We start from the raw sequence: 22,523 nt of genomic DNA, 5'->3' as shown, positions 1-22,523 counted from the left end.
ACGAACGTTTCTTTGCCATGACCGTAATTTCGTAGAAGCAATCATCGAAATTACGGTTTTCTTGTGCTATAATAAGAAAAATTTATGGAAAGGCGGTTGCAAAATGAAAGCAGTATTGACCGTTATTGGCAAAGATAAAGTAGGCATCATCGCAGGAGTGAGCCAAAAATTGGCAGCACTAAATATCAATATTTTAGATGTATCCCAAACAATTATGGAAGATTACTTTACCATGATGATGCTATTGGCTTTAGATCCTGCAAGTGATTTTGACCATATCCGAGAAGAATTGCATCAACTTGGACAATCTTTAGGCGTCAAAATCAGTATTCAAAATCAAGAAATTTTTGATACGATGCATAAACTTTAGGAGGCCGAAATGGAAACTAGTCAAATACTTGAAACCATCCGTATGGTTGAAGAAGAAAATCTGGATATTCGAACGATCACAATGGGGATTTCCTTATTGGATTGTATTGACGCCGATATCACCATCAGCTGTCAGAAGATTTATCAGAAAATTACCACAAAAGCCAAAGACTTGGTTCAAGTGGGCCAAGATATAGAGAGTGAATATGGGATACCGATCATCAATAAACGAATCTCAGTGACACCAATCGCAATTGTCGCTTCTGCTTGTCATGCCACTGCTGAAGATTGTGTGGAAATCGCCAAGACATTGGATCGTGCAGCCCAAACGGTAGGGGTCAATTTTATTGGCGGCTACAGTGCACTGGTTGAAAAAGGCTATCAAGGTGCAGATTTGGCTTTGATCGAATCGATTCCGCAAGCCTTAGCAGAAACCAACTTTGTTTGTTCCTCTGTCAATATCGGCTCAACCAAAGCCGGCATCAATATGGACGCAGTCCGATTAATGGGAGAAACTGTCAAAAAAACCGCAGCCGCTTCTGATATGGGCTGTGCCAAATTGGTGGTCTTTGCCAATGCAGTCGAAGACAATCCATTCATGGCTGGCGCCTTCCATGGGGTGGGTGAGGCAGATGTTGAGATCAATGTCGGTGTCAGTGGACCAGGCGTCGTCAAACGGGCACTTGAAAAAGTCAAAGGAGAATCCTTTGATGTTGTAGCCGAAACCGTCAAAAAAACAGCCTTCAAAATCACCCGCATGGGACAATTGGTTGGTCGAGTGGCATCCGAACGCTTGGGGGTTCCTTTTGGGATCGTTGATCTTTCGTTGGCGCCAACACCGGCTGTTGGCGACAGTGTGGCCTTGATTTTAGAAGAAATGGGCTTAGAATCTGTCGGGACGCACGGCACTACAGCCGCACTTGCTTTATTAAATGATGCGGTCAAAAAAGGCGGCGTCATGGCCTGTAATCATGTAGGCGGACTTTCAGGCGCATTTATTCCTGTCTCTGAAGATGCTGGGATGATCAAAGCAGTCGAAGCCGGTTTGTTGAATCTGGAAAAGCTAGAAGCGATGACAGCCATCTGTTCGGTTGGACTTGATATGATCGCTATCCCCGGTGACACTTCGGCTGAAACGATTGCAGCGATGATTGCCGATGAAGCAGCGATCGGTGTGATCAACCATAAGACAACTGCAGTTCGGATCATTCCAGCCAAAGAGAAACAAATTGGCGATCGCATTGAATTTGGCGGGCTGTTGGGCACCGCGCCAGTCATGAAAGTCAATCCAGCAAAATCAACTGACTTTATTCAACGCGGCGGCCGCATTCCAGCGCCAATCCATTCATTTAAAAATTAATTTCTGTTTCCTAGTAAACAGGATGAGTATTAGAACTCTTATATGTCAGAATTTAATTCTGAATATAGGAGTTTTATTTTTGGTTTTTTCATTCTTAGGGCCGATGATATTTTTTTTGAAATCGAATACACTAAAACGAAAAAGGTGAAAAGGAGTGAAAGTATGAAAAAAATTCTACTGCGGGGAATGATTGTTTTTATTGGGCTTTTAGGCTTTTTTTTGTTTCAGCCCTCAATCGCTTTTGGACAGTCGTTTGTTTTAGATGAGGCGGGCGTTCTTTCAAAAGAGGCTATCGAGGAAATAAATAATTTGAATGAAAAGGGGTTCCAGCATTTAACTGGATCACCAGAATATGCAGTGATTACAATTCCTTCACTCGATGGGCAATCAATTGAAGAGAAGACAACTAATTTATTCAACGAATACGGCTTAGGGAATTCAGAAGATAATAACGGGCTATTATTTCTTTTTGCAATTGAAGAACGCGAATTTCGTCTAGGATATGGTGATGGTTTGAACTATATCTTTAGTGATCTGTCCGAAGATGACTTGGTGGACAAAGATACCAAAGATGCGCTCCGGGATGAAGATTATGACACCGCAATTGCGGCAGCTTCAACTGAGGTCTATCAACGAATGAAAGAAGCTGAAGAAACGATTGGGCTAGAAACAATTTATTTAAACGGCAATCAACTATTAGCGCAGAAAAGGACCCAAGAAGCACAAGCGATGAAGAAGATGTGGCTGAATGTTGGGAAAATCATTAGTGGAATTGTAGCAACTATTGTAGTTGGGGTTGGTGGGTTTATTGGTTTCCGCCGTCTCAAAACCAAATGGCAATTTGAACAACATTTTCCGTTGCCTACTCATTTATTAGAAGATAAGGATTTTCAAGGAAAAGCGTTTTTAAAATGGGCAAGCTACAGTAAAAACTATCAGATATATAATCAGTATCATACAGAAAGGGATTGCCAAATGGCACTGACATACTATTTGACTACCGCATATATACCAGAGAAGGTGAAAGCAATCTCAGGATTGATGATAGCGGATAAACGATGGATCCAACAAGGCTTTATCAATTCGGAGATCAGCGATCTTTTCACAAGTTTACTAATTAAGAAAAAGACGAATGTTTCACAATTTGGTTTATGGCTTCTTGATTTTCGAGATACATTAGAAAACTATGAAGCGCAATTAATTAAAAAAGCCTCCGATACAATGGCAAATTATGATTTAACAGATGAAATATTGCCAGAAAATATGGAGTTAATCGATGTTTATCGGGCAGAAATAGTGAAACAAGCAAAAGATGAAGTAAAAAGACGCAGTGAAAATAATTGCTACTTAGCTAGACTTGTGACAGATCAGGTTACACACTTAGAGCTAATTCGTAATATTTCGCAAGAAGTTTATGAGATCATTGAAAAAGTTAAAATAGATGCTTTATTTGAGGTCGATTTAAAACAAGTATATAAAATTCATCCTGAATTGGCGAGCAAGCTTTCAGATTTTGATGCTTCTGATCAGGTAGATGTTCTGAATAATGTTCGGAATGAGTATAACCCTGGGATGAACATGATATTGCTCTTTGCCTTAATGAATAACCATATGACACACCAAGAACAGGTGATTGCAGACACTCAAGGCAACAATGATAGCTTTGGTGGTTTTAGCGGCGGAAGCAGTAGCGGTGGTGGTGTTTCCGGTAGCTGGTAGTTCAAATAAAAAACGCTTAGGTCTGCTAGAATACATCATTCTGAGATAATGTGTTCTCGAATGCGTTTGAATGATGTTCAAGGAACCAAAAGCGTTTTTTTTAGTTAAGTAGGACAAACTGAGGAAAGTATGCTAAAATCTTAAGCGTTGCAGAAAATGAATGAAAATTTCATTCACTGACAAAAAGCTATTTACGGGGGATATCATGTATCAATCTTATATATGGGATTTTGACGGCACACTTTATGACAGCTATCCAATTATGCTTCAGGCATTTGTGAAGACTTTAAAAGAATATGGATTCGCTCCTGATCCAAAAGACATTTATCGGCTATTGAAAGAATCATCTTCAAAAAAAGTTGCGGAAAAATATGACCTAGATTTCGCCGAGTTTACCGCAAAGTTCAAAGCCAATGAAGCATTAGATCAGCGATTGCCTCAATCTTTTCCAGGCACGAAAGAAACGTTGCGCGCAGTGATTGCCAATGGCGGGAAGAATTATATTCTGACCCATCGAGATATCTATACGACCAAGGAGCTGTTGGAAAGAGAAGGAATCGCTGAATTGATCACAGAAGTGGTCGGTCCAGAAAACCAGTTTCCGAGAAAACCCGATCCGACTTCTTTGTTGTATTTGGTTGAGAAATATGGGATGGACAAAGAGCAAACCGTGATGATCGGCGACCGTACAATGGATGTATTGGCGGGCAAAGGCGCTGCGGTCAAAACGATTTTTTATGATATCGAAGATTTGTTGGACGTTGATGCAGATCATATCGTCCATTCAATGAAAGAAATTGAACACATTATTCAATCTTGATTCGTCAAGGCTGTTTTTTGTCCCTAGAAAAATATGTTGATGTAGTCATTGGCAGCTTTTCTTCTTGCGCAACTGTCGGATGTCCTTGTTCAAATGCCTATTGGCAATTAAATAGACAAAATACGTGTACATTTTCAGTATAGTCTCCCAAAAGAGGCACAATGAACGTATTGTGTCTTTTTTTTTGCGTACTTCTTAGATAGAGGTGATGACATGGATGAAATAAAAGAGATGTTCAAAGAACAATGGCGGATCGCCGTATGTGTCATAGGGGTTGGTATGGCGTTAGTAGGGTATCTGTTCGTTCAGGCGCAAGCTGAACCCAGTCATTTAACTGAACCGGTCTTTGTTTCAGAAACAGTCGAATCCGAAGTGTTTGCCTCGGATGGGCGAGAAATCGTGGTTGATATCAAAGGCGAAGTAAGGATACCCGGTATCTATCATTTACCAGAAGGTGCCCGTCTGTACGAACTGATCCAAAAAGCTGGCGGCGTGACGGATACGGCCTTGGAAACGGCTGTGAATTTGGCGCAAATTTTACAAGATCAGCAAATGATCGTGATTCCCCATGAAGATGAGGCAGAAACCTCAGCGGACGTTCATAATGGACAAAGTGACCTAGGAGAAGCAGCAAATCCATTGATCGATTTGAATCAAGCGGATCTAACTCAGTTGCAAACGTTACCCGGAATTGGTGCCAAGAAAGCAGAAGCAATCATCCAGTATCGGGAAGAACATGGTTTTTTTAAGGTCATCGATGATCTTACCAATGTAACAGGGATTGGTGACAAAACCTTTGAGTCTTTGAAAGAATTGATCACTGTTGGTTGAAGCAAAAGCCTGTAATGATTGCACACAGATGATGAAAGGGGCGGGTGCTAGGGAAAGAAATCAATTTTTTACATGGATAAGCATGATCTAAATCATAGTCCACCAAGAAATGACGGTTGAAAAAAGAATAAAAACGATTAGAATAGAAGTAATCGAAATTAAAGGAGTAACCTCATGCAGACCAATCGAATTCCATGGGACCAATATTTTATGGCGCAAGCTGTCCTATTGTCATTACGCAGTACGTGTTCAAGGCTAGAAGTCGGCGCAACACTTGTGAAGGACCGTCGCATTATTGCGGGCGGCTATAACGGGTCGGTCAGCGGCGATGTTCATTGTATCGACGAAGGCTGTCATGTCGTAGACAATCATTGTATCCGCACGATCCATGCGGAAATGAATGCGTTGCTGCAATGTGCCAAATTAGGTGTTTCCACAGATGGCGCTGAAATCTATGTCACGCATTTTCCGTGTTTGCCTTGTACGAAAGCAATCTTGCAAGCAGGTGTCAAAAGAATCCATTATTTGAATGACTATCGCAACGATCCCTATGCGATGGAATTGATCCAGCAAGTTGGTGCCACCGTCCACCAAGTTGCCCTCGATCCCATCTATTTTGAAAAGCTATCTTTTGGCGGGTTAAATGAAGCGGCTGATTCAAAAACAACAGACTGATTCGTATCTTTTTCTTGGTGTGATCTTGGCGTGTTTGACAACTGCATATCAATTGCAGTCTGTCTGGATTGCCTTGATCGCAATATACTATGTTGTCATGCTTGTCTATAGAGGACAAGCTTTTTTAATTGGACTTGTATTGTGTTTTGGTCTGGTGATTGCTTTTCGTGTATCATGGCAGCAAGCACCAAGAGCGGCAGAAGGTCCTTATAGCGGCACAATCAACATTCGACCTGATACCATCAAAATCAATGGGGATTTGGTCACTTTCGAAGGAGAAATCACTGAAGGAACAGTCATGGTTCGTTTGCAAGTACAAAGTGAAGCAGAAAAAGAGCAATGGCACAGACGTCAAGAGTGGCAAGTCGTGATTGCTGCGAAGGGGCAACTCGTGTATCCACAATCCTCTCGAAACAAACATGCTTTTGATTATGCAGCCTATATGGAAAATCATCACTTTTTGGGTACGATCGAATTAGCAGATCTGCAAATCATTGCTGATAATCCTTCAATGATACCATTAAGAAAATGGCGTGGGGCGGCTATCACTCATGTACAACAAGTCTTTCCTGCGCAACTGAGTATCTATGTCAATGCCCTGCTTTTTGGCTATAAAGATCATGAATTTCAAGCATTGCGAAATTTGTTCAGCGGAAGTGGGTTGCTTCATTTCTTTACGATTTCTGGGATGCATGTGGCTTTTTTCTATCATGCATTGACGTATTTCTTTCGCCGTTTGCATTTCACCCACAACGATATGTTGCTGCCCATGCTATCCTGCTTAGGCTGCAGTGTAGTTTTGTTTGGCGGAGGGATCAGTGTGATTCGCGCAGTCATTGTGTATATCCTGAATCTACTGATGACCACACGTGCAAGAACTTTATCGGCTAGTGATCGTTATGGCATTATTTTAACGATTCTTCTGATAGTAGAACCCAACATTCTACTGCAGGTATCCGGGCAGTTGTGCTTGCTGATGACCTTTTTACTATTGATGACCAATAGTAAAAATTCCCGGTACCATCCTTTCATGAAGGGATGGCTATTGACGTTGCTGGCAGGTCCAGTTTTGGCCCATTTGTTTTTTGAGATTCCTGTATTGGGCGGTTTGGCGACGGTTTTGTTTTATCCTTTGATGACGATGGTCCTGCTACCGGGCGCAGTGCTGCTGTTTGGGATGAGTCTGTTTGTCGTCTTGCCCAGTGTCAATGCGTTTGCAGAAAGCTTGTTAACGCTCTTGGAATATGTGATAGGGTATCTGAGCCATGTGTCTCTAACAATCGGCGCCTTGCCGATGCCGTTAGCCTTGCTTTGTATGATTTTGGGGGTGGTCTGCTATCAGAAGAGAAAGCTGACGCTCCTATTGCTTGTGATCGTTCTACTGCCATACGGTTTCCAGAAATGGCAAGTAGAGCCCACCATTTCTTTTGTTGACGTGGGGCAAGGAGATAGTATCGTGATTCAAGAAAAAAGAAATCAGGCCGTGTATGTGATCGATACGGGTGGTACATTGGCCTTTGAAAGAGCAGACTGGCAGCAGCGCGCCTATCAATCTGGTGCAGCCTATTCATTGGTTCCTTTCTTAAAGGGAGAAGGAATCAGTCAGATTACGGGCCTATTTTTGACTCATGGCGATACGGACCATATTGGGGACGCGTTATTCTTGATGCAGTCGATCCCTGTCCAAACCCTGTATTTGGTGCCTGGCAGTCAAGAGGACCCGCGTATCGCAGCGTTACTGACGCAAATCCCTAAAACTACTGAAGTGGTGTGGACAGAAGTCGGACAAATGATTGGTCATGATGTGCTTCTGGAAGTGTTAGCGCCAGCCTATGGTGAAGGTCAAAACGAAGATTCACTTGTCCTACAGGCACGTCTTGGCGCGCATTCCTTTCTTTTTACTGGCGATCTAGATCAAGCAGGAGAGCTTGAGTTATTGTCGCAATATCCTGATTTGACAGTAGATATATTAAAACTAGGCCATCACGGCAGCCGGACCTCAACAGCAGAAGCTTTTGTTGCACATGTTTCTCCTCAACTTGGCATCGTTTCATGTGGCTTGAATAACCGGTATGGTCACCCACATCAAGAAGTCCTCGATGTACTGGCAGATGTTTCTGTTCTGAGAACAGATCACCATGGAATGATCCAATTTAGCTGGTCTGACAAACATCAGCAACTCCACATGAGAACATGGCTAGACGCGGTCGAAAAGGAATGGTAGGATAGTGATGAAAGTGGGGGAAACAATGGATTTACAAAACGCATTGAAAGCCATTCGTACCGACACATTGAAACCCATTTATTTAGTGGTCGGCAGCGAAACTTTTTTACAAGATCAAGTCCGAGAGGCTTTTTTGACTCGTTTTTCTGTGTCTAAAGATGATTTGAATTTTGCAGCTTTTGATTTGGAAAAAGATTCCATTGATTTGGTGATCCAAGAAGCCCAGTCATTGCCATTTTTTGGTGATCAACGGTTGATTTTCGTCGATCGGCCATTCTTTTTGACTGCAGAAAAGAAGAACAATGTCCCTGAACATGACTTAGAAGATTTTATCCGCTATATCCAATCACCTGAACCAACAGCCGTTATGGTGTTGTTTGTTTTGGCAGATAAAATGGATGAGCGCAAAAAAATCACCAAACAATTGAAAAAAGCGGCTGTCAGTATCGATGCTTCACCGATGAAAGAAAACGATGTGCGTCAGTATTTACAGCACACTTTGACCAATGATGGCATTGAGATGACGCGAGAAGCCTTTGATCTGTTTTTACGTCTAACGGATCTGCAATTGTCGAAAGCGATGCAGGAAATACAAAAACTGCGTTTATATGCGGGGAACGGAAACAAAATCACGAAAGAAATCGTGCAGGAATTGATTCCGAAAACACTAGAACACAATGTCTTCGAACTAACCAGTGATGTGTTGCAAGGCAATGTTTCTGAAGCGTTACGCCTGTATGATGACTTGCTGCTACAAGGGGAAGAGACAATCAAAATCAATGCGATATTGATCAGTCAAGTGCGTTTGTTGCTGCAAACATCGATTTTAATGAAAGTCGGTTATCAGCAAGCGAACATCGCCCAAACGATCGGTATTCATCCGTACCGGGTCAAATTAGCGATGCAGCAAGCAAGGGGATTGGCTACTGAAGCTTTAGCCGCATTATACGATGAGTTGATTGAAAATGATTATAAAGTCAAAAGTGGTCAAATGGACAAGGAGTTTTTATTTCAATTATTTGTCCTTCGGCATGGAAAGCGCAAAAGATAAAAAGAAAGGCGAAGCAATCGATGATTGCTTCGCCTTTCTTAATTTGCTTATTTGGCAATTTTTTTACTTAAACGAGATTTGTCGCGACTAGCTTTGTTCTTGTGGATCAATCCTTTAGTCTCAGCCATATCGATTGCTTTAACAGCATCTTTATATAACGCATCTACGTTATCAGCACCAGCTTCAACAGCTTGATCAAATTTTTTGATCGCTGTACGCATTGTGCTTACTTGAGATGAATTCTTCGCATTAGCCGCTTCGCTTGTACGCGCGCGTTTGATTGCAGATTCAATGTTTGGCATGTATTTCACCTCCGAAAAAAAAGTTCAATTACGTTTGGAAAAACGTATAAATCAACACTAATCATTATACCTAATGCGCTTGCCGATTGCAATAAAAGTTGTAAAGAAATTTTACTTAACACAAAAAAAGCGGGTTTTAAATGGGTAATTCATTTGAATTGATGGCGAAAAATGTATCTTTACACATTTTTTATTGAATAGTTACAAAAAGTTTACACAACGCTGAATTTCTATGCTATGATAACTTCGGAATTTTCAAATGGAGGGTTTAATGTGAGTATCGCTTTATTTATAACGATTGTATTGTCACTTGGTGTGATTTTTGTCAATGGGTGGACAGATGCACCGAATGCGATTGCAACAGCCGTATCTACGAGGGTATTGCGCCCAAACGTGGCCATCGGTATGGCTGTTGTTATGAACTTCTTAGGTGTACTGGTCATGACGTATTTCAATGCCCAAGTTGCAGAAACAATCAGTAATATTGTAACATTTGATTCTGGCGGTAGCTTTCGAGTATCCCAAATCGCGTTGGCGGCAGCGCTGTTTGCTATTGTTGTCTGGACCGTTGCAGCTTGGTATTTCGGAATTCCCACCAGTGAATCTCATGCGTTGATCGCAGGGTTGACGGGTGCTGCGATGGCTTTAGGCGGTTTGCATGCCGTCAATGGCAATGAATGGGTCAAAGTATTGATTGGTTTGGTCGTTTCTACTTTAATGGGATTCATCGGGGGATTTCTGATATCGAAGCTGATCGTGTGGCTTTTTCGTGATACGCCTAGACGTAAAGCCAACCAAATCTTCACGGTCGGTCAAGCGGTGGCCGCTGGTGCCAATGCCTTCTTGCATGGTGCCCAAGATGGTCAGAAATTTATGGGCGTCTTCATGCTAGGCATGTATTACAACGGTATCGTCGAAAAAAGTGGCAGCGGTTTTGCTATCCCATTATGGGTCATGGTACTATGCTCATTGACCATGGGCGTTGGGACATCCGTCGGCGGGATGAAAATCATCAAATCAGTTGGTATGGACATGGTCAAATTAGAAAAATACCAAGGGTTTGCAGCGGATGTGACTGCAGCAATTTGTTTATTTTTATCTTCTGTGTTTGGGATCCCTGTGTCCACGACCCATACCAAGACGACAGCGATCATGGGTGTAGGTGCATCTAGACGTTTTTCGAGTGTTGATTGGCGCATCGTCAAAGAAATGATCTATGCCTGGATTTTAACGTTTCCAGGGTGTGGATTGATTGCTTATGTGATGGTGAAAGTATTATTGCTTATTTTGTGAGGGAGAGAAAGTAATGGCACGTAAAAAAAGTTTTGATTATTTTGCAGCGATGGAACAATTGGCAACAAATGGACATTTGGCTGCACAGCGTTTTTCGGTGTTGATTCATGATTATTCGGAAACAGCATTAGCAGAAGCAGCAGCAGAGATCCATGCATTGGAAAAAGAAGGCGACAAAGTGATGGCCGCATTGACCAATGAATTGTACGACTCGTTTATCACCCCTATCGACCGGGAAGACATTTTGATCATCTCAGAGCGGTTAGATGACATTTTAGATGGGATCATGGGGTTGACTTACTTATTTGAAAATTTAGTCATCACATCATTGCGTCCGGAAACCAATCGTTTTGCTGACATGATTACCCAAGCGACACAAGGTGTTGAAACAGCATTAAAAGAGTTTCCTAAGTTCAAAAATTCAAAAACGTTGCGTAAAATGATCACTGATGTCAATGCGATTGAATCAGAAGCGGATCTATTATACTCGCAAATGAAAAAAGCATTGTTCACAGACGAAACAGATGTCTTGGAGATCATCAAATGGAAAGATATCTATGATCGATTCGAGTCAATCATCAATGACACTGAGGATGCTGTGGATATCATCGACGGCATGGTCATCAAAAATACCTAAAAAAAGCGTCCAAGAATTTTTTCTTGGACGCTTTTTATTATAGCTGTGTCAGCCAATAACCAATCAAGATAACACCAAGTACGATCCGATACCAGCCAAATGCGGTAAAATCGTTCCGTTTGATGTAGTTCATCAAGAAGCGAATCGCTAAGACAGAAACGATAAAGGAAACGATCGTACCAGTCAATAGGATAACGGTTCCTTGTAGATCAAAGGCATTGCCATCTTTTAGAAATTTGAATATTTTCAAGGCACTTGCGCCAAACATTGTTGGAATCCCTAAAAAGAAAGAGAACTCAGCAGCAACGAATCGAGAAGCGCCGATCATGATACCACCTAAAATGGTTGCACCTGAACGGGAAGTCCCTGGTATCAGGGCCAATACTTGGAACATCCCTACAATCAACGCAGCTTTGTAGGTGAATTGATTCAAGTCTGTACATTTGGGCGTTTGGTTTTTGTTTCTTTTTTCGACTACGATAAAACCAATCCCATAAATGATCAGGACGATCGATACGGATAGAAAGTTATAGAAATGCGCATCGAGCCAATCATCTAAAGGCAAACCAATGATCACTGACGGCAAGACCGCCACGACTACTTTGAACCATAATGTCCATGTATTCTTTTTTTCTAGCGCATTCTTTTGGGGAGAGAAGGGATTCAGCTTATGGAAATATAAATAAACAACGGCTAAAATCGCACCAAGTTGGATCACGACATTGAACATGGTCATAAATTCTGGTGTAACGTCTAATCCGATGAATTCATCGGCCAAAATCAAATGACCAGTGCTGCTGATGGGCAGCCATTCAGTGATTCCCTCAATAATACCAAAAAGAATTGCTTTAATGAAATTAGTAAAAAACATTGAGTCATTCCTTTCTTTAACAAAATACAATTATCAGTATACCGTTTCTATTAAAGAATACCAATCTTTTTCAACAAAAAAAGAGCAGATTCACTAAAGAAAACTGCTCGAAAAGTCGATCGTATCAGGACAATAATTCTTGGGAAAGCGCAACGCCTTTCTTGATGTAGTCAGTAGAGCCGACTTCAGCAATGGTAAACGTGCCATTCTCATAGACAAGGCGGGTCACAGAACCATTATCGATGTCCATGCGTACGTTGTTTTCGTTATTGATCAAATGCAGCAAGAAGGCAATCGTTAAACCATGAGATACCACTAGTGCATTGCCGCCGCCTTTTTTCTCGACGCGATAGGCAATATCTTCGAAGCCGTTTTTGACGCGTTCTGTCAACACATCGAAAGTTTCGGCCCAATTGGCAGTGTCAGCATGATAGATCGCATTGGCAATCGCTTCAAAGGACACATGATTTGCAATCATATCATCATAGTCAGGGAAGTCCAAGATCCTCGGCAATACCCCCCACATTTCAGCATCATAGCCGCCTTCTAATGACCCAAAACTCCATTCACGAATTCGTTTGTCGATATGATAAGGAATTTGAGGGCCACGGACATGTTCACCCAGAATCAAGCGCATGGTTTCGATTGCTCGTCCGCTGTCACTAGAAACAGCTTCAGTAAACTCAACATCCCGTAAGCCAAGACCCAAATAATGGATCCCTTGTTCGCCGGTTCTCGTTAAGGGTGTATCACACCAACCTTGTACCCGTTGCAGTGTATTGAACATTGTCTTGCCGTGACGAACAACATATAGTTCTGTTTTGGCCATTTTTCCTTTTCCTCCATTCGATTCTTGATGTTAATGATTGAAAAACGGATTGGTACGTTTCTCGATTTCAATCGTGGTTGGTTCGCCATGGCCGGGATAAACAGCCATTTGATTTGGTAAGACAAATAATTGATTTTGAATACTATCAAGCAATTGTTCTAAATTTCCAGTAGGAAGGTCCGTACGACCAATACTGCCTTTGAACAGTGCATCTCCTGAAACAACAAAAGAATCAAAGATGAAGCTGACACTGCCAATCGAGTGACCAGGGGTTGGGACAACGCGGAAAGAAATATCACCGATCTGGTAATCCTTCATCTCTAGAAGTTCTTCAGCTGGTCTAGCCGTAATGCCGCCAAGGTCTGGATGACGACCAGATAGATTTTGCTGTGGATCGCTCAACCACGCTTGTTCTAGCGGACTGACATAGACCGGTATATGATAATAATCTCTCAATTGATCGACTGCACCGATGTGGTCGTAATGGGTATGGGTCAGCAGGATCGCCTGTGGTGCAGCACCTGTTTTGTCGATTTCACTGATCAATCTGGCTGCTTCAGCGCCAGGGTCAACGATCAAGAGGGTGTCTTCGTTCCAAATAAGGTAACAATTTTCCTGTACAGGTCCGGTGACTAAACCGATGATTTTCATATAGAACCTCCTCAAATCAAATAAGAAATATGTGCACCTCTAGTATAGCTCAAAGTCATCGACGAAACAAAGAAAGGTTTTTCGAAGAGGGTATCAACTTTCGTATGATGTCCTGATCCACTTAAACATTATTGTGTCAAGTGAAAGGTTTGTGTAAAAGAAAATAAAGATTCTGTGAAAAAAAGCAACCTTAAATCATAATTTAGTGAGAAAAATAGTCGTAAATAAGGTGTGATTCCGAAAATTTTTCTTAGAAAACCCTTTACTAAATAACGCCCTGTTATACTGTAAGTGGTTTCTAATGGATGCGTCTACAACGCAATTCCATCGCTGACCCTGCAGGTGGACAAACATCGCTGTTGTTACATGTAATTGATGAAAGAAGGTGTCTTCGATGAAAAAGCGAGTACGTGTACTCTTTGTGTGTCTGGTATTTGGTCTTGTGCTAACGAGTTGCGGTGAAGAGAAATTGGCCATCAATCATTCGACTGAAGCACCCGTTTCGGCCTCTTCTAGTGCTGTTGTCAATGGTGAGAGCGATCTGATGCTGATTCAAACAAATAGTCCTTCCTTTCCCCAAAGTCAAGGTGTCTATGATTATCACGATCACGCATTGACGATCGTTAAACAATATTTGCCAATGGCCGAAATAGAAGAGGAAGATGCAGCTGACCCGCAAGCCGCTACTGATTATGAAAAACAGATCCGTGCTGATTTTGACAGACATTTTTCTCATACAGCTGAAAAAATGACGGATGATCCTTACCAAATTTATGAAGCTGACTTTGATAAAGCTTCTTATACGATTGAAAATGATCGATTGATCTTGAGTACAAAGACGCAAACTTTCACTTTTATCTTTGATCCTGAAAGTAAACAAGCGATAGATGATAATGGTGTGCGCTATGATATTCAAGTAGATGAATAATGAAGCTTAGATTCACATTGAAAAAAATCTTACTTTCCTTTTTTTACAGCGTTCCTTTTTGTAAAGGGAGGAATGTGTATGTTGTCATTACATGATGGATTGTTGTTGTTGTTGCAAGAAGAAAAAATCTTATATCTGCTGTCTTTGCTCTGTTTGGCGATGATCATTGATTTCGCGAGTGGCTGCCTGGCAGCTTATATGACTGGGACGCTGACTTCAAATCAGGGAATCAATGGGATTTTACGCAAGGTAGCCAGTATCATTTTGTTGTTGTTTTTTATGCCAATCAGTTTTTTGATTCCGATTCGTTCAGGTACCGCGTTGCTGTATGTGTTATATAGCGGTTACTTATGGATGGAACTGTTATCGATTTTCGAAAATTATCAACGCATGGGAATCGACGTGTCATTTTTCCACGATTTGCTCCAAAAAATAAAAGACGGATCAAAAAGTGATAGTTGATCAAATGCACTGTTATCACGCATAGCAATGTTGCGTTTCGCAAAAGACTGTCTGATGGGCAGTCTTTTTGTTGTGTTCGCTTTTATAAAATCAGGTTTTCTACTATAATGACAATCGAGAAGGTGAACACGTGTATAAAGGGAAAGTGGCAGTCCGTAAAATAGTTGAATTTATCTTGCGCAGAGGGGATATCGATAACCGCCGCGTCAGCAATCATACCGCGCAAGAAGGTGCGCGCATCCATCGACAACTACAAAAAGAAGCAGGGGACTTCTATCAAAAAGAAGTCTTTTTCAAGCATGAGAGCCAAGTCGGTAAAGACAAGATCTCTGTCGAAGGAAGAGCAGATGGTCTGTTCTATGACCAAACAAAAGACTGTTGGGTCATAGATGAGATCAAAACATCTGAGCCTTACTATGAAGACATACCGTTGGATCAAATCGATCTTTTTTTTGCCCAAGGAATGGTCTACGGCTATTTATTTTTGTTACGTGAAAATAGTGATGATGCGCCGGCTGTGCAACAAACACCAGAACAATCAGGCGCAGTTTCTGATCGTATCGATCATATCGATGTGCAATTGACCTACTATCAGACAACGGAAAAACGCATTACCCGCACCCGCCGCAGCTTCTCATTAGATGAATTGACCATATTTTATGATCGCTTACTGGAAGAGTACCATAAATGGATGGTCTTTGAGGAGAATTGGCGCCGGGTACGCAACACCTCGTTGCAACTCTTGCAATTTCCCTATGAATCCTTTCGCAAAGGACAGCGGGAGCTGGCTGGGGCAGCGTACAAAACTTTGAAAACGGGGCAGCGCTTGTTTGCTGAAGCGCCTACGGGTACGGGTAAAACGATTTCGACGCTGTTCCCGGCGTTAAAAGTGTTAGGGGAAGAAAGCGGCGATCGCATCTTTTACTTAACTGCCAAAACAATCACGCGTCAAGTGGCAGAAGATGCGCTGCAGCAGTTGGCTGATGCAGGCAGTGAAACCAAGAGTGTGACTTTGACCGCCAAGGACAAGATCTGTTTTTTGGAGGAACGAAACTGCACACCCGAGCATTGTCCTTATGCCGAGGGCTACTATAATCGAATCAATGAAGCGTTGTGGGACCTCCTCAATCATGAAAATCAGATCACTCGTTCAGTGATTGAAGCATATGGACGCAAACATACTGTTTGTCCTTTTGAGTTGTCTTTAGATGTGAGTGTCTTTTGCGATGTGATCATTGGTGATTATAATTATTTGTTTGACCCGACGGTCTATTTGCGTCGCTTCTTTGAAGAACCCGAAGAAGATTATTTCTTTTTGGTTGATGAAGCCCACAATTTGGTCAATCGCTCGAAGGACATGTATTCAGCATCATTACAACGGCAATTATTTCAAGATCTGATCAAAAAATTGCCCAAAGCACAAGGAAAATTGAAGCGGGCTGTGACGAAAGTCGACAAAGAATTCAAACAGATTGTCGCATTAGCAAAAGAAGAAGCGTGGGACTATCATCATCAAGACGCCCCCCACGAGACGTTGGTGAAACAGTTGAGTCGTTTGGCCGAGGTGATGAAAGAATGGTTGCCGGCCAATGAAGAAGATCCGTTACAAGAAGAAGTTTTGCTTTGTTATTTTGAGGTCAATCACTATTTGAAAATCAGTGAGTTTTATGATGATCATTATGAAACTACAGTCGAAATCGATACGTATGGCATGCGGATCAAACAGTTCTGTATCGATCCTGCACCCTTTCTGAGTAATGTGTTGGATAAAGGCAAAGCCAGTGTCTTGTTTTCTGCTAGTTTTACGCCACTGCCTTATTATCAAGAGGTGCTTGGTGGAGGGAAAGACGCTTTACGGTATCGATTGCCCAGTCCGTTCCCACCAGAGAAACAAAAAATATTGATTGCAGATTATATCCAAACGACGTATCACAAAAGAACTGTTAGTTTACCATTGATCGTGGAGGCAATCCATCGCATGATCACAGAGAAGGTTGGCAACTATATGGTATTTTTCCCTTCCTATCGATACTTGGATGATGTAGCTGCTGCATTTTCTCTCAAATATCCTGACGTAGCGTGTTTGATTCAAGGGACAGCCATGGATGAAGCAGAACGAGAAACTTTCTTGGCAAGGTTTACCCCTGGCGGACAAATTTTAGACGGGGCGAAGAAGCAGACAATGGTGGCATTTTGTGTTCTAGGCGGTATTTTTTCTGAAGGGATCGATTTAAAAGGCGAGCGCTTGATCGGTACCGCGATCGTTGGTGTTGGTTTGCCGCAAATCAATCATGAACAGGAATTGATCCGCAGTTATTATGATCAAAAAAACCATGCTGGTTTTTCTTATGCTTATCAGTTACCGGGGATGAATAAAGTCTTGCAAGCAGCAGGGCGTGTCATTCGAGATGTGGCAGATACAGGTGTTGTGCTCCTTTTGGATCAGCGATTTCAGACAGCGGCTTACCAGTCGTTATTCCCTCTGCATTGGCAACACGCGCAACGTGTGAGAAGTCCTGAAGCAATCAGTCAAGAGCTGGCCGCTTTTTGTCAATAATCAAACAGTCGCTATCCAGACCACTATCGGTCTAGATGACGACTGTTTTTTTTAGCGATAGTTTGTAAATTGCAAATCAATTGTCAACGGCAACTTGCGTAATAGCTGAATGACTTCTTGTAAGTCATCACGGCTTTTGCCAGTGACCCGGATTTGATTGTCTTGAATTTGTGTTTTGACCTTTAATTTGGCATTTTTGATAGCTGTGGTAATTTTTTTGGCATGTTCTTTATCAATGCCATTGATCAATTCAGCGGTTTGACGCGCTTTGGCACCTAAGGCATGTTCTGTTTCCGAAAACTGGATATTTTTGGTCGGTACACTGCGCTTGATCAATTTTGCAAACAAGACATCTTTGATTTGTTCGACTTTGAAGTCATCATCACCAACCACGGTCATTTTGCTGTTATCCATTTTGATCTCAACCGTAGATCCTTTGAAATCAAAGCGATTCTTCAATTCTTTTTCTGCTTGTTGTATGGCATTTTTTACTTCTTCTATATTGATCTCTGAAACGATATCAAAACTTGCTTCTTTTGCCATTATTCTTCCTCCTCACATACGCTTTCTCTCCATTTTAACATGTTCCAAAATAATCGGGGAATGAAAAGTAAAATTTTGCAAATAATTGTTTCAATTTTTGACACAAACTGCTATTCTTTGGAAGGAGATTTTTTAGTGAAGGAGCGAAGCGTTTGTGAGTCATTTATTAACGAAACATCAACAATCTGAACAATTAAAGAAAATAGGGGTCATCTTACTTTCGGGTATAACGGCTGCCGTTGCCTTGAACTTCTTTTTGATACCAGCGCAAGTATTATCAGCTGGTATGAACGGGGTGGCGCAATTGATCGTCGCTTTGGCCTTTGAACATTTAGGTATTCGTTTAAGTACTGGTTTATTTATTTTTATTTTGAATCTGCCAATATTTGTATTAGGGTTTATCAAATTAGGAAAAAGTTCGACTTTACTAAGTTTTATCAATGTTGTCGTAGTGTCATTGTTGACGATGGTCTTGCCGCAAGGTGCAATCACCGATAATATCTTGGTCAATGCATTGATTGGCGGGGTATTGTTGGGTGTCGGTGTGGCCTTTTCATTGAAAATGGGCTTTACGACTGGCGGAATGGACATTCTTTCTTTGATTTTGTCCAAAACCACTGGTAAAACAGTTGGTAAATATATGTTTATCTTGAACGGCATCATTGTAATGGTTTCTGGCTTTGTTTTCTCATGGGAGAGTGCCTTGTATACCATTATCTCGATTTTTGCCATGAGTTATGTAGTGGATATGCTTCATACGAGTCATCAAAAAGTGACGGCGATGATCATCACCACCAATGCAGAAGCTGTGGGTAAAAATATTTCAAAACATATTTTTCGCGGGATGACCTTATTTCCTTCGGTGGGCGGCTACTCTGGTGTACCTGGAAATATGATCATGATGGTCGTTACGCGCTATGAGATGTATGATTTAGAACAAGCTGTATTGGAAGCTGACGGCAATGCCTTTATCAACTTTGTGCCAACACAATCTATTACTGGCCGTTTTGCCACAGATGATGAGCAACGGACCTTCAAGACGACAGGTGTTTTCCCAGAGTTGAAGATCCACAAAAAGACCCGTCCCTAAAGCATGATTGTCCATTTACAAACCGTCTAAAAGAAGGTATGATTTGTTACAAGAAATAAGGAGGTCACCAGCTATGGCATATACAGAAACAGAAGTGGAAGCAATCAAAGAGCGTGTGCTCGCTGCATTGGAAACCGTGATCGACCCAGAATTAGGTATCGACATTGTCAATCTAGGTTTGGTTTATGAAGTCCTTTTCGATGGTGAAACAGGACATACAGTAATCAAAATGACGTTGACGACAATGGGTTGTCCCTTAGCAGACGTATTGACAGAATCTATCCATGAAGCATTAGCAGATGTCCCAGAAGTCGCTAATCCAGAAGTCAAACTCGTGTGGTACCCGGCGTGGACGACTGACAAGATGAGTCGTTATGCAAGGATTGCGTTGGGGATTCGTTAGGGAGTCACAGGAAGCCGCAACGATATTCATCAATGTAATAGAACGAACACTCTTTTATTTCACTTCTACACGTGGATGAAAGAGTTTTTTTGTATGGATGTAAGAAAGTCAAATCAGGTATAATAGAATAAAACAGCACAATCATGCAACACAACCACATACAATCAGTCAACTAAATGAATAAGGAGTGTCTTTCATGGATTTTTTCTTAACGCTATTTGTTTTGATTTTTGTTGGTGTCATTTTATACCAGATCGTTGAGTTCTTAAAAAATGAATCTGCACCTGAAGTGTCGGTTCCAGCGAAACTAGTCGATAAAAGCATGCGCAGCAGCAGTAGCATAGATGCGAATGGGATTGCTAACGAATCGATCACCTATTCTCTTTTGTTCGAACTTGAGCATGGAGAAAGAAAGGCGTTTATTGTTAGTCATGGCAAATACAAGTTGTATGTCGTTGGCGATGCTGGTGTGTTAAGGTACCAAAGGAAAAGATTTAATGTGTTGGACAGATACGTATAAGAGATATTTACTTATCTGTGAAAAGATTTGCTGAGATGCTGCTAAGGCTAAACCCGAATATTCCTATAGTTTACTAAGACAAATATACTGTGTGTGCATTGATTTTTCCTTTATGTACGGGTAAACTATTTGAAAAGATCGGGGGGAGCGTATCCATGTTAACAACAAATTTTGGCCCATATACATATCAAAATCCTTTTATGAATGCATCCGGTGTTCACTGTATGACGATTGAAGAAATGGACGGTTTGGCGCATTCAAGTGCTGGTTCATTTGTCACCAAAAGCGCAACTATTGTAGCAAGAGAAGGCAATCCAGAACCACGCTATATCGATTTGGCGCTGGGTAGTATCAACTCAATGGGCTTGCCTAACCGCGGTATAGATTACTACCTTGATTATGCAATCAAAAAACAAGCTGAGATGCCGCAAGACGCACCATTCTTTTTTTCTGTAGCGGCGATGAGTGTAGAGGAAAATATTACTTTGTTGAAGAAAATCCAAAGCAGTGCCTTCGAAGGAATCACTGAATTGAATCTTTCTTGTCCCAATGTACCTGGAAAACCACAAGTTGCCTACGATTTCGAATTGACGGCTGCTATTCTCAAAGATGTGTTTTCATTTTTCACAAAACCATTAGGCGTGAAACTGCCGCCGTATTTTGACTTGGCCCATTTTGACCAAATGGCGGACATTTTGAATCAATTTCCTTTGTGTTATGTCAATTCTGTCAATAGTGTCGGAAATGCATTGTTTATCGATCCAGTATCAGATACAGTTGTCATTAAACCCAAAGAAGGATTTGGCGGACTCGGTGGTGCATATATCAAACCAACAGCGTTGGCCAATGTACGCGCGTTTTATACGAGGCTGAAACCAGAAATCAAAATCATTGGAACTGGTGGGATTGCCACCGGACAAGATGCTTATGAACATTTGCTGTGCGGTGCCAGTCTGTTGCAGATTGGTACACAATTGCAAAAAGAAGGCCCTGCTGTTTTTGATCGGTTGATCCACGAGTTATCGACAATAATGGCTGAAAAAGGCTATCAATCTATTTCTGATTTTCAAGGAAAGTTGAAATCAATCACTGATTAAGTTTATATGGAAGAAAGAAGGATGACGTTGTTCAAATTGCGTAAAGCCACTATCGCAGATTTGCCTGATATGATGCAGTTGATCGCAGAAGGAATTGCCGCGCTAGGTGTACAAGGATCGCCTCAATGGCAAAACGGTTACGGTCCAACTGAAGAAAAAATCAAAGAAGATATTCTGAAACAAGAAAGTTATTTGCTCACCTTTGAAGACGAGATTGCTGCAGCCGCTGCTTTGGTTTCGGGCAACGATCCCGTTTATACAGCGATTCAAGGTGGTAAGTGGGTAGGGGAAGGCCCGTATCTATCGATTCACCGTGTTGTCGTCAATACCCGCTTCAAAGGACAACGATTAAGTGCTAAGTTATTGCAAGAGCTGGAAGAGGTTGCACGGGAAAAGCAGATATTTGATCTGAGAATCGATACTTATCAAGCGAACACAGCCATGCAACGGAATATCAGTGCGGCTGGATACACTTTTTGCGGCCATATTGCGTTTCCTATACCACATGGAGAACGGCTTGCGTATCAAAAATTGCTATCGCCTACCGATTAGGCTAAAAAAATTTTCATAAAGCATCATTAATAGTTGTCAGATGCCCTGTGACTTGCTAAGATAAGCACGTAAAGGACGGTGCGGAATGAAAAAAAGAATCAAAAAGAAAAAAGCGTACAAAAAATATATCCAAGATATTTTTACTGGATATGAAGAAATGTTGGAAAATCCAGAATTGAGCGAAAAAAAATTCGCCTACTTAAAAGAAGAAACCATCTTAAAACGTGATGGAAATGATCAAATTCGCTTTCGAACGATCGATGTTGACTAAACTACCTTATTGGGTAGTTTTTTTGTTGGGACATTGAAAAGAATTTCTGAAAAAAGCTTGCTCTTTCATCTTAGGCGTGGTACAGTAGTCAACGTTGGCAAAACGCCAACAGGTCAAAACATAACTTTCAAAAAAGTTTGAAAAAGTGCTTGACCAAATGTAAAACAGATGATATTATAACTGAGTCGCAAAATTAAAATGATTAAGAGTTGTTGATATGACAACAAATTAATTAAAAAAAGTTGTTGACAAATAACAAATCATTTGTTATTATGATTAAGTTGCTAAGGCAGCCGCAACGTTGTTGAAAAACAACAAGCGAAAAAACTTTTATAAAAAGTGTTGACAATCACTTGTCACTCTGATATGATATAAAAGTTGCTAACGCAACAACGTAGACCTTTGAAAACTGAACAAAGCAAGCAAACGAACCAATGTGTAGGACGCTTCATTTTATGAAGCAAATAC

General features: G+C 41.4%; 24 protein-coding genes. 19 read left to right on the top strand and 5 right to left on the bottom strand.

The window, feature by feature from the left end; all coding sequences use genetic code 11:
• Positions 1-103 precede the first annotated feature (103 nt).
• The 8 genes from A5886_RS08520 to holA all read left to right on the top strand — a co-directional run bounded on the left by A5886_RS08520 (position 104) and on the right by holA (position 9,049).
• On the top strand, positions 104-370 hold the full coding sequence (locus A5886_RS08520) for an ACT domain-containing protein (protein WP_086274559.1): 267 nt from the start codon (positions 104-106) through the stop codon (positions 368-370).
• Between the two features lie 9 nt (positions 371-379).
• Entirely contained in the window at positions 380-1,729 is a 1,350-nt protein-coding gene (locus A5886_RS08515) for a PFL family protein (protein WP_086274558.1), read from the top strand.
• Between the two features lie 162 nt (positions 1,730-1,891).
• Entirely contained in the window at positions 1,892-3,448 is a 1,557-nt protein-coding gene (locus A5886_RS08510; RefSeq protein WP_086274557.1) for a TPM domain-containing protein, read from the top strand.
• A 205-nt stretch (positions 3,449-3,653) separates the two neighbouring features.
• The gene (locus A5886_RS08505; protein ID WP_086274556.1) at positions 3,654-4,268 is read left to right on the top strand and encodes an HAD-IA family hydrolase; all 615 of its coding nucleotides are present in this window, start codon (positions 3,654-3,656) and stop codon (positions 4,266-4,268) included.
• A gap of 213 nt (positions 4,269-4,481) precedes the next feature.
• Positions 4,482-5,099 carry a helix-hairpin-helix domain-containing protein gene (locus tag A5886_RS08500; RefSeq protein ID WP_086274555.1) on the top strand — a complete coding sequence of 206 codons (618 nt, stop codon included), beginning with the start codon at positions 4,482-4,484 and terminating at the stop codon, positions 5,097-5,099.
• A gap of 174 nt (positions 5,100-5,273) precedes the next feature.
• Positions 5,274-5,774, top strand: coding sequence for a ComE operon protein 2 (locus A5886_RS08495; RefSeq protein WP_086274554.1), 501 nt, complete (start codon positions 5,274-5,276; stop codon positions 5,772-5,774).
• A complete protein-coding gene (locus tag A5886_RS08490; protein ID WP_256926185.1) occupies positions 5,743-7,998 on the top strand; it encodes a DNA internalization-related competence protein ComEC/Rec2 in 2,256 nt (751 codons plus the stop codon). Before A5886_RS08495 ends, A5886_RS08490 begins: the two co-directional genes overlap by 32 nt.
• Positions 7,999-8,023: 25 nt before the next feature.
• Positions 8,024-9,049 (top strand): DNA polymerase III subunit delta, encoded by a 1,026-nt coding sequence (holA, locus tag A5886_RS08485; RefSeq protein WP_306297898.1) that lies wholly within the window; start codon positions 8,024-8,026, stop codon positions 9,047-9,049.
• A gap of 47 nt (positions 9,050-9,096) precedes the next feature.
• Here the strand turns inward: holA and rpsT are convergent, their stop codons facing one another.
• Entirely contained in the window at positions 9,097-9,351 is a 255-nt protein-coding gene (rpsT, locus tag A5886_RS08480) for a 30S ribosomal protein S20 (protein ID WP_054116817.1), read from the bottom strand.
• A gap of 237 nt (positions 9,352-9,588) precedes the next feature.
• On the opposite strand from rpsT, the gene A5886_RS08470 reads away from it, so the two are divergent.
• Together A5886_RS08470 and A5886_RS08465 are read left to right on the top strand one after the other, a co-directional pair.
• On the top strand, positions 9,589-10,644 hold the full coding sequence (locus tag A5886_RS08470; RefSeq protein ID WP_086274552.1) for an inorganic phosphate transporter: 1,056 nt from the start codon (positions 9,589-9,591) through the stop codon (positions 10,642-10,644).
• A gap of 13 nt (positions 10,645-10,657) precedes the next feature.
• Entirely contained in the window at positions 10,658-11,281 is a 624-nt protein-coding gene (locus A5886_RS08465; protein WP_086274551.1) for a DUF47 domain-containing protein, read from the top strand.
• A 37-nt stretch (positions 11,282-11,318) separates the two neighbouring features.
• Here A5886_RS08465 and A5886_RS08460 read toward each other — a convergent pair whose 3' ends face one another.
• The 3 genes from A5886_RS08460 to A5886_RS08450 form a co-directional block, all read right to left on the bottom strand.
• Complete coding sequence (locus A5886_RS08460; RefSeq protein ID WP_086274550.1) at positions 11,319-12,152, bottom strand: undecaprenyl-diphosphate phosphatase; 834 nt, start codon at positions 12,150-12,152, stop codon at positions 11,319-11,321.
• A gap of 124 nt (positions 12,153-12,276) precedes the next feature.
• The gene (locus A5886_RS08455; protein WP_086274549.1) at positions 12,277-12,981 is read right to left on the bottom strand and encodes a histidine phosphatase family protein; all 705 of its coding nucleotides are present in this window, start codon (positions 12,979-12,981) and stop codon (positions 12,277-12,279) included.
• A 30-nt stretch (positions 12,982-13,011) separates the two neighbouring features.
• Complete coding sequence (locus tag A5886_RS08450) at positions 13,012-13,632, bottom strand: MBL fold metallo-hydrolase (protein WP_086274548.1); 621 nt, start codon at positions 13,630-13,632, stop codon at positions 13,012-13,014.
• A gap of 394 nt (positions 13,633-14,026) precedes the next feature.
• Here A5886_RS08450 and A5886_RS08445 point away from each other — a divergent pair, with 394 nt between their 5' ends.
• The 3 genes from A5886_RS08445 (at position 14,027) to A5886_RS08435 (ending at position 17,579) form a co-directional block, all read left to right on the top strand.
• Positions 14,027-14,560: a hypothetical protein gene (locus A5886_RS08445; RefSeq protein ID WP_086274547.1), complete on the top strand. Its 534-nt coding sequence runs from the start codon at positions 14,027-14,029 to the stop codon at positions 14,558-14,560.
• A gap of 78 nt (positions 14,561-14,638) precedes the next feature.
• Entirely contained in the window at positions 14,639-15,022 is a 384-nt protein-coding gene (locus A5886_RS08440) for a phage holin family protein (RefSeq protein ID WP_086274546.1), read from the top strand.
• 130 nt (positions 15,023-15,152) lie between these two features.
• Positions 15,153-17,579 carry an ATP-dependent DNA helicase gene (locus tag A5886_RS08435; RefSeq protein ID WP_086274545.1) on the top strand — a complete coding sequence of 809 codons (2,427 nt, stop codon included), beginning with the start codon at positions 15,153-15,155 and terminating at the stop codon, positions 17,577-17,579.
• 51 nt (positions 17,580-17,630) lie between these two features.
• On the opposite strand, the gene A5886_RS08430 is transcribed toward A5886_RS08435, so the two are convergent.
• Positions 17,631-18,122, bottom strand: coding sequence for a YajQ family cyclic di-GMP-binding protein (locus tag A5886_RS08430; protein WP_086274544.1), 492 nt, complete (start codon positions 18,120-18,122; stop codon positions 17,631-17,633).
• A gap of 154 nt (positions 18,123-18,276) precedes the next feature.
• Between A5886_RS08430 and A5886_RS08425 the strand changes: the two genes are divergently transcribed.
• The 6 genes from A5886_RS08425 to A5886_RS08400 all read left to right on the top strand — a co-directional run bounded on the left by A5886_RS08425 (position 18,277) and on the right by A5886_RS08400 (position 22,055).
• Positions 18,277-19,212: a YitT family protein gene (locus tag A5886_RS08425; RefSeq protein WP_086274543.1), complete on the top strand. Its 936-nt coding sequence runs from the start codon at positions 18,277-18,279 to the stop codon at positions 19,210-19,212.
• A gap of 73 nt (positions 19,213-19,285) precedes the next feature.
• On the top strand, positions 19,286-19,615 hold the full coding sequence (locus A5886_RS08420; RefSeq protein ID WP_086274542.1) for a metal-sulfur cluster assembly factor: 330 nt from the start codon (positions 19,286-19,288) through the stop codon (positions 19,613-19,615).
• A 196-nt stretch (positions 19,616-19,811) separates the two neighbouring features.
• Positions 19,812-20,135, top strand: a complete 324-nt coding sequence (locus A5886_RS08415) for a DUF2500 domain-containing protein (protein WP_086274541.1) — start codon at positions 19,812-19,814, stop codon at positions 20,133-20,135.
• 155 nt (positions 20,136-20,290) lie between these two features.
• Positions 20,291-21,232, top strand: coding sequence for a dihydroorotate oxidase (locus tag A5886_RS08410; protein ID WP_086274540.1), 942 nt, complete (start codon positions 20,291-20,293; stop codon positions 21,230-21,232).
• 21 nt (positions 21,233-21,253) lie between these two features.
• Complete coding sequence (locus A5886_RS08405; RefSeq protein ID WP_373404589.1) at positions 21,254-21,784, top strand: GNAT family N-acetyltransferase; 531 nt, start codon at positions 21,254-21,256, stop codon at positions 21,782-21,784.
• An 85-nt stretch (positions 21,785-21,869) separates the two neighbouring features.
• A complete protein-coding gene (locus A5886_RS08400) occupies positions 21,870-22,055 on the top strand; it encodes a hypothetical protein (RefSeq protein WP_086274539.1) in 186 nt (61 codons plus the stop codon).
• Positions 22,056-22,523: the final 468 nt, after the last annotated feature.

Source organism: Candidatus Enterococcus testudinis (assembly GCF_002140915.1).
GTDB classification, from domain to species: Bacteria; Bacillota; Bacilli; order Lactobacillales; family Enterococcaceae; genus Enterococcus_D; species Enterococcus_D testudinis.
This window is presented reverse-complemented; position numbering and strand designations above follow the sequence as displayed.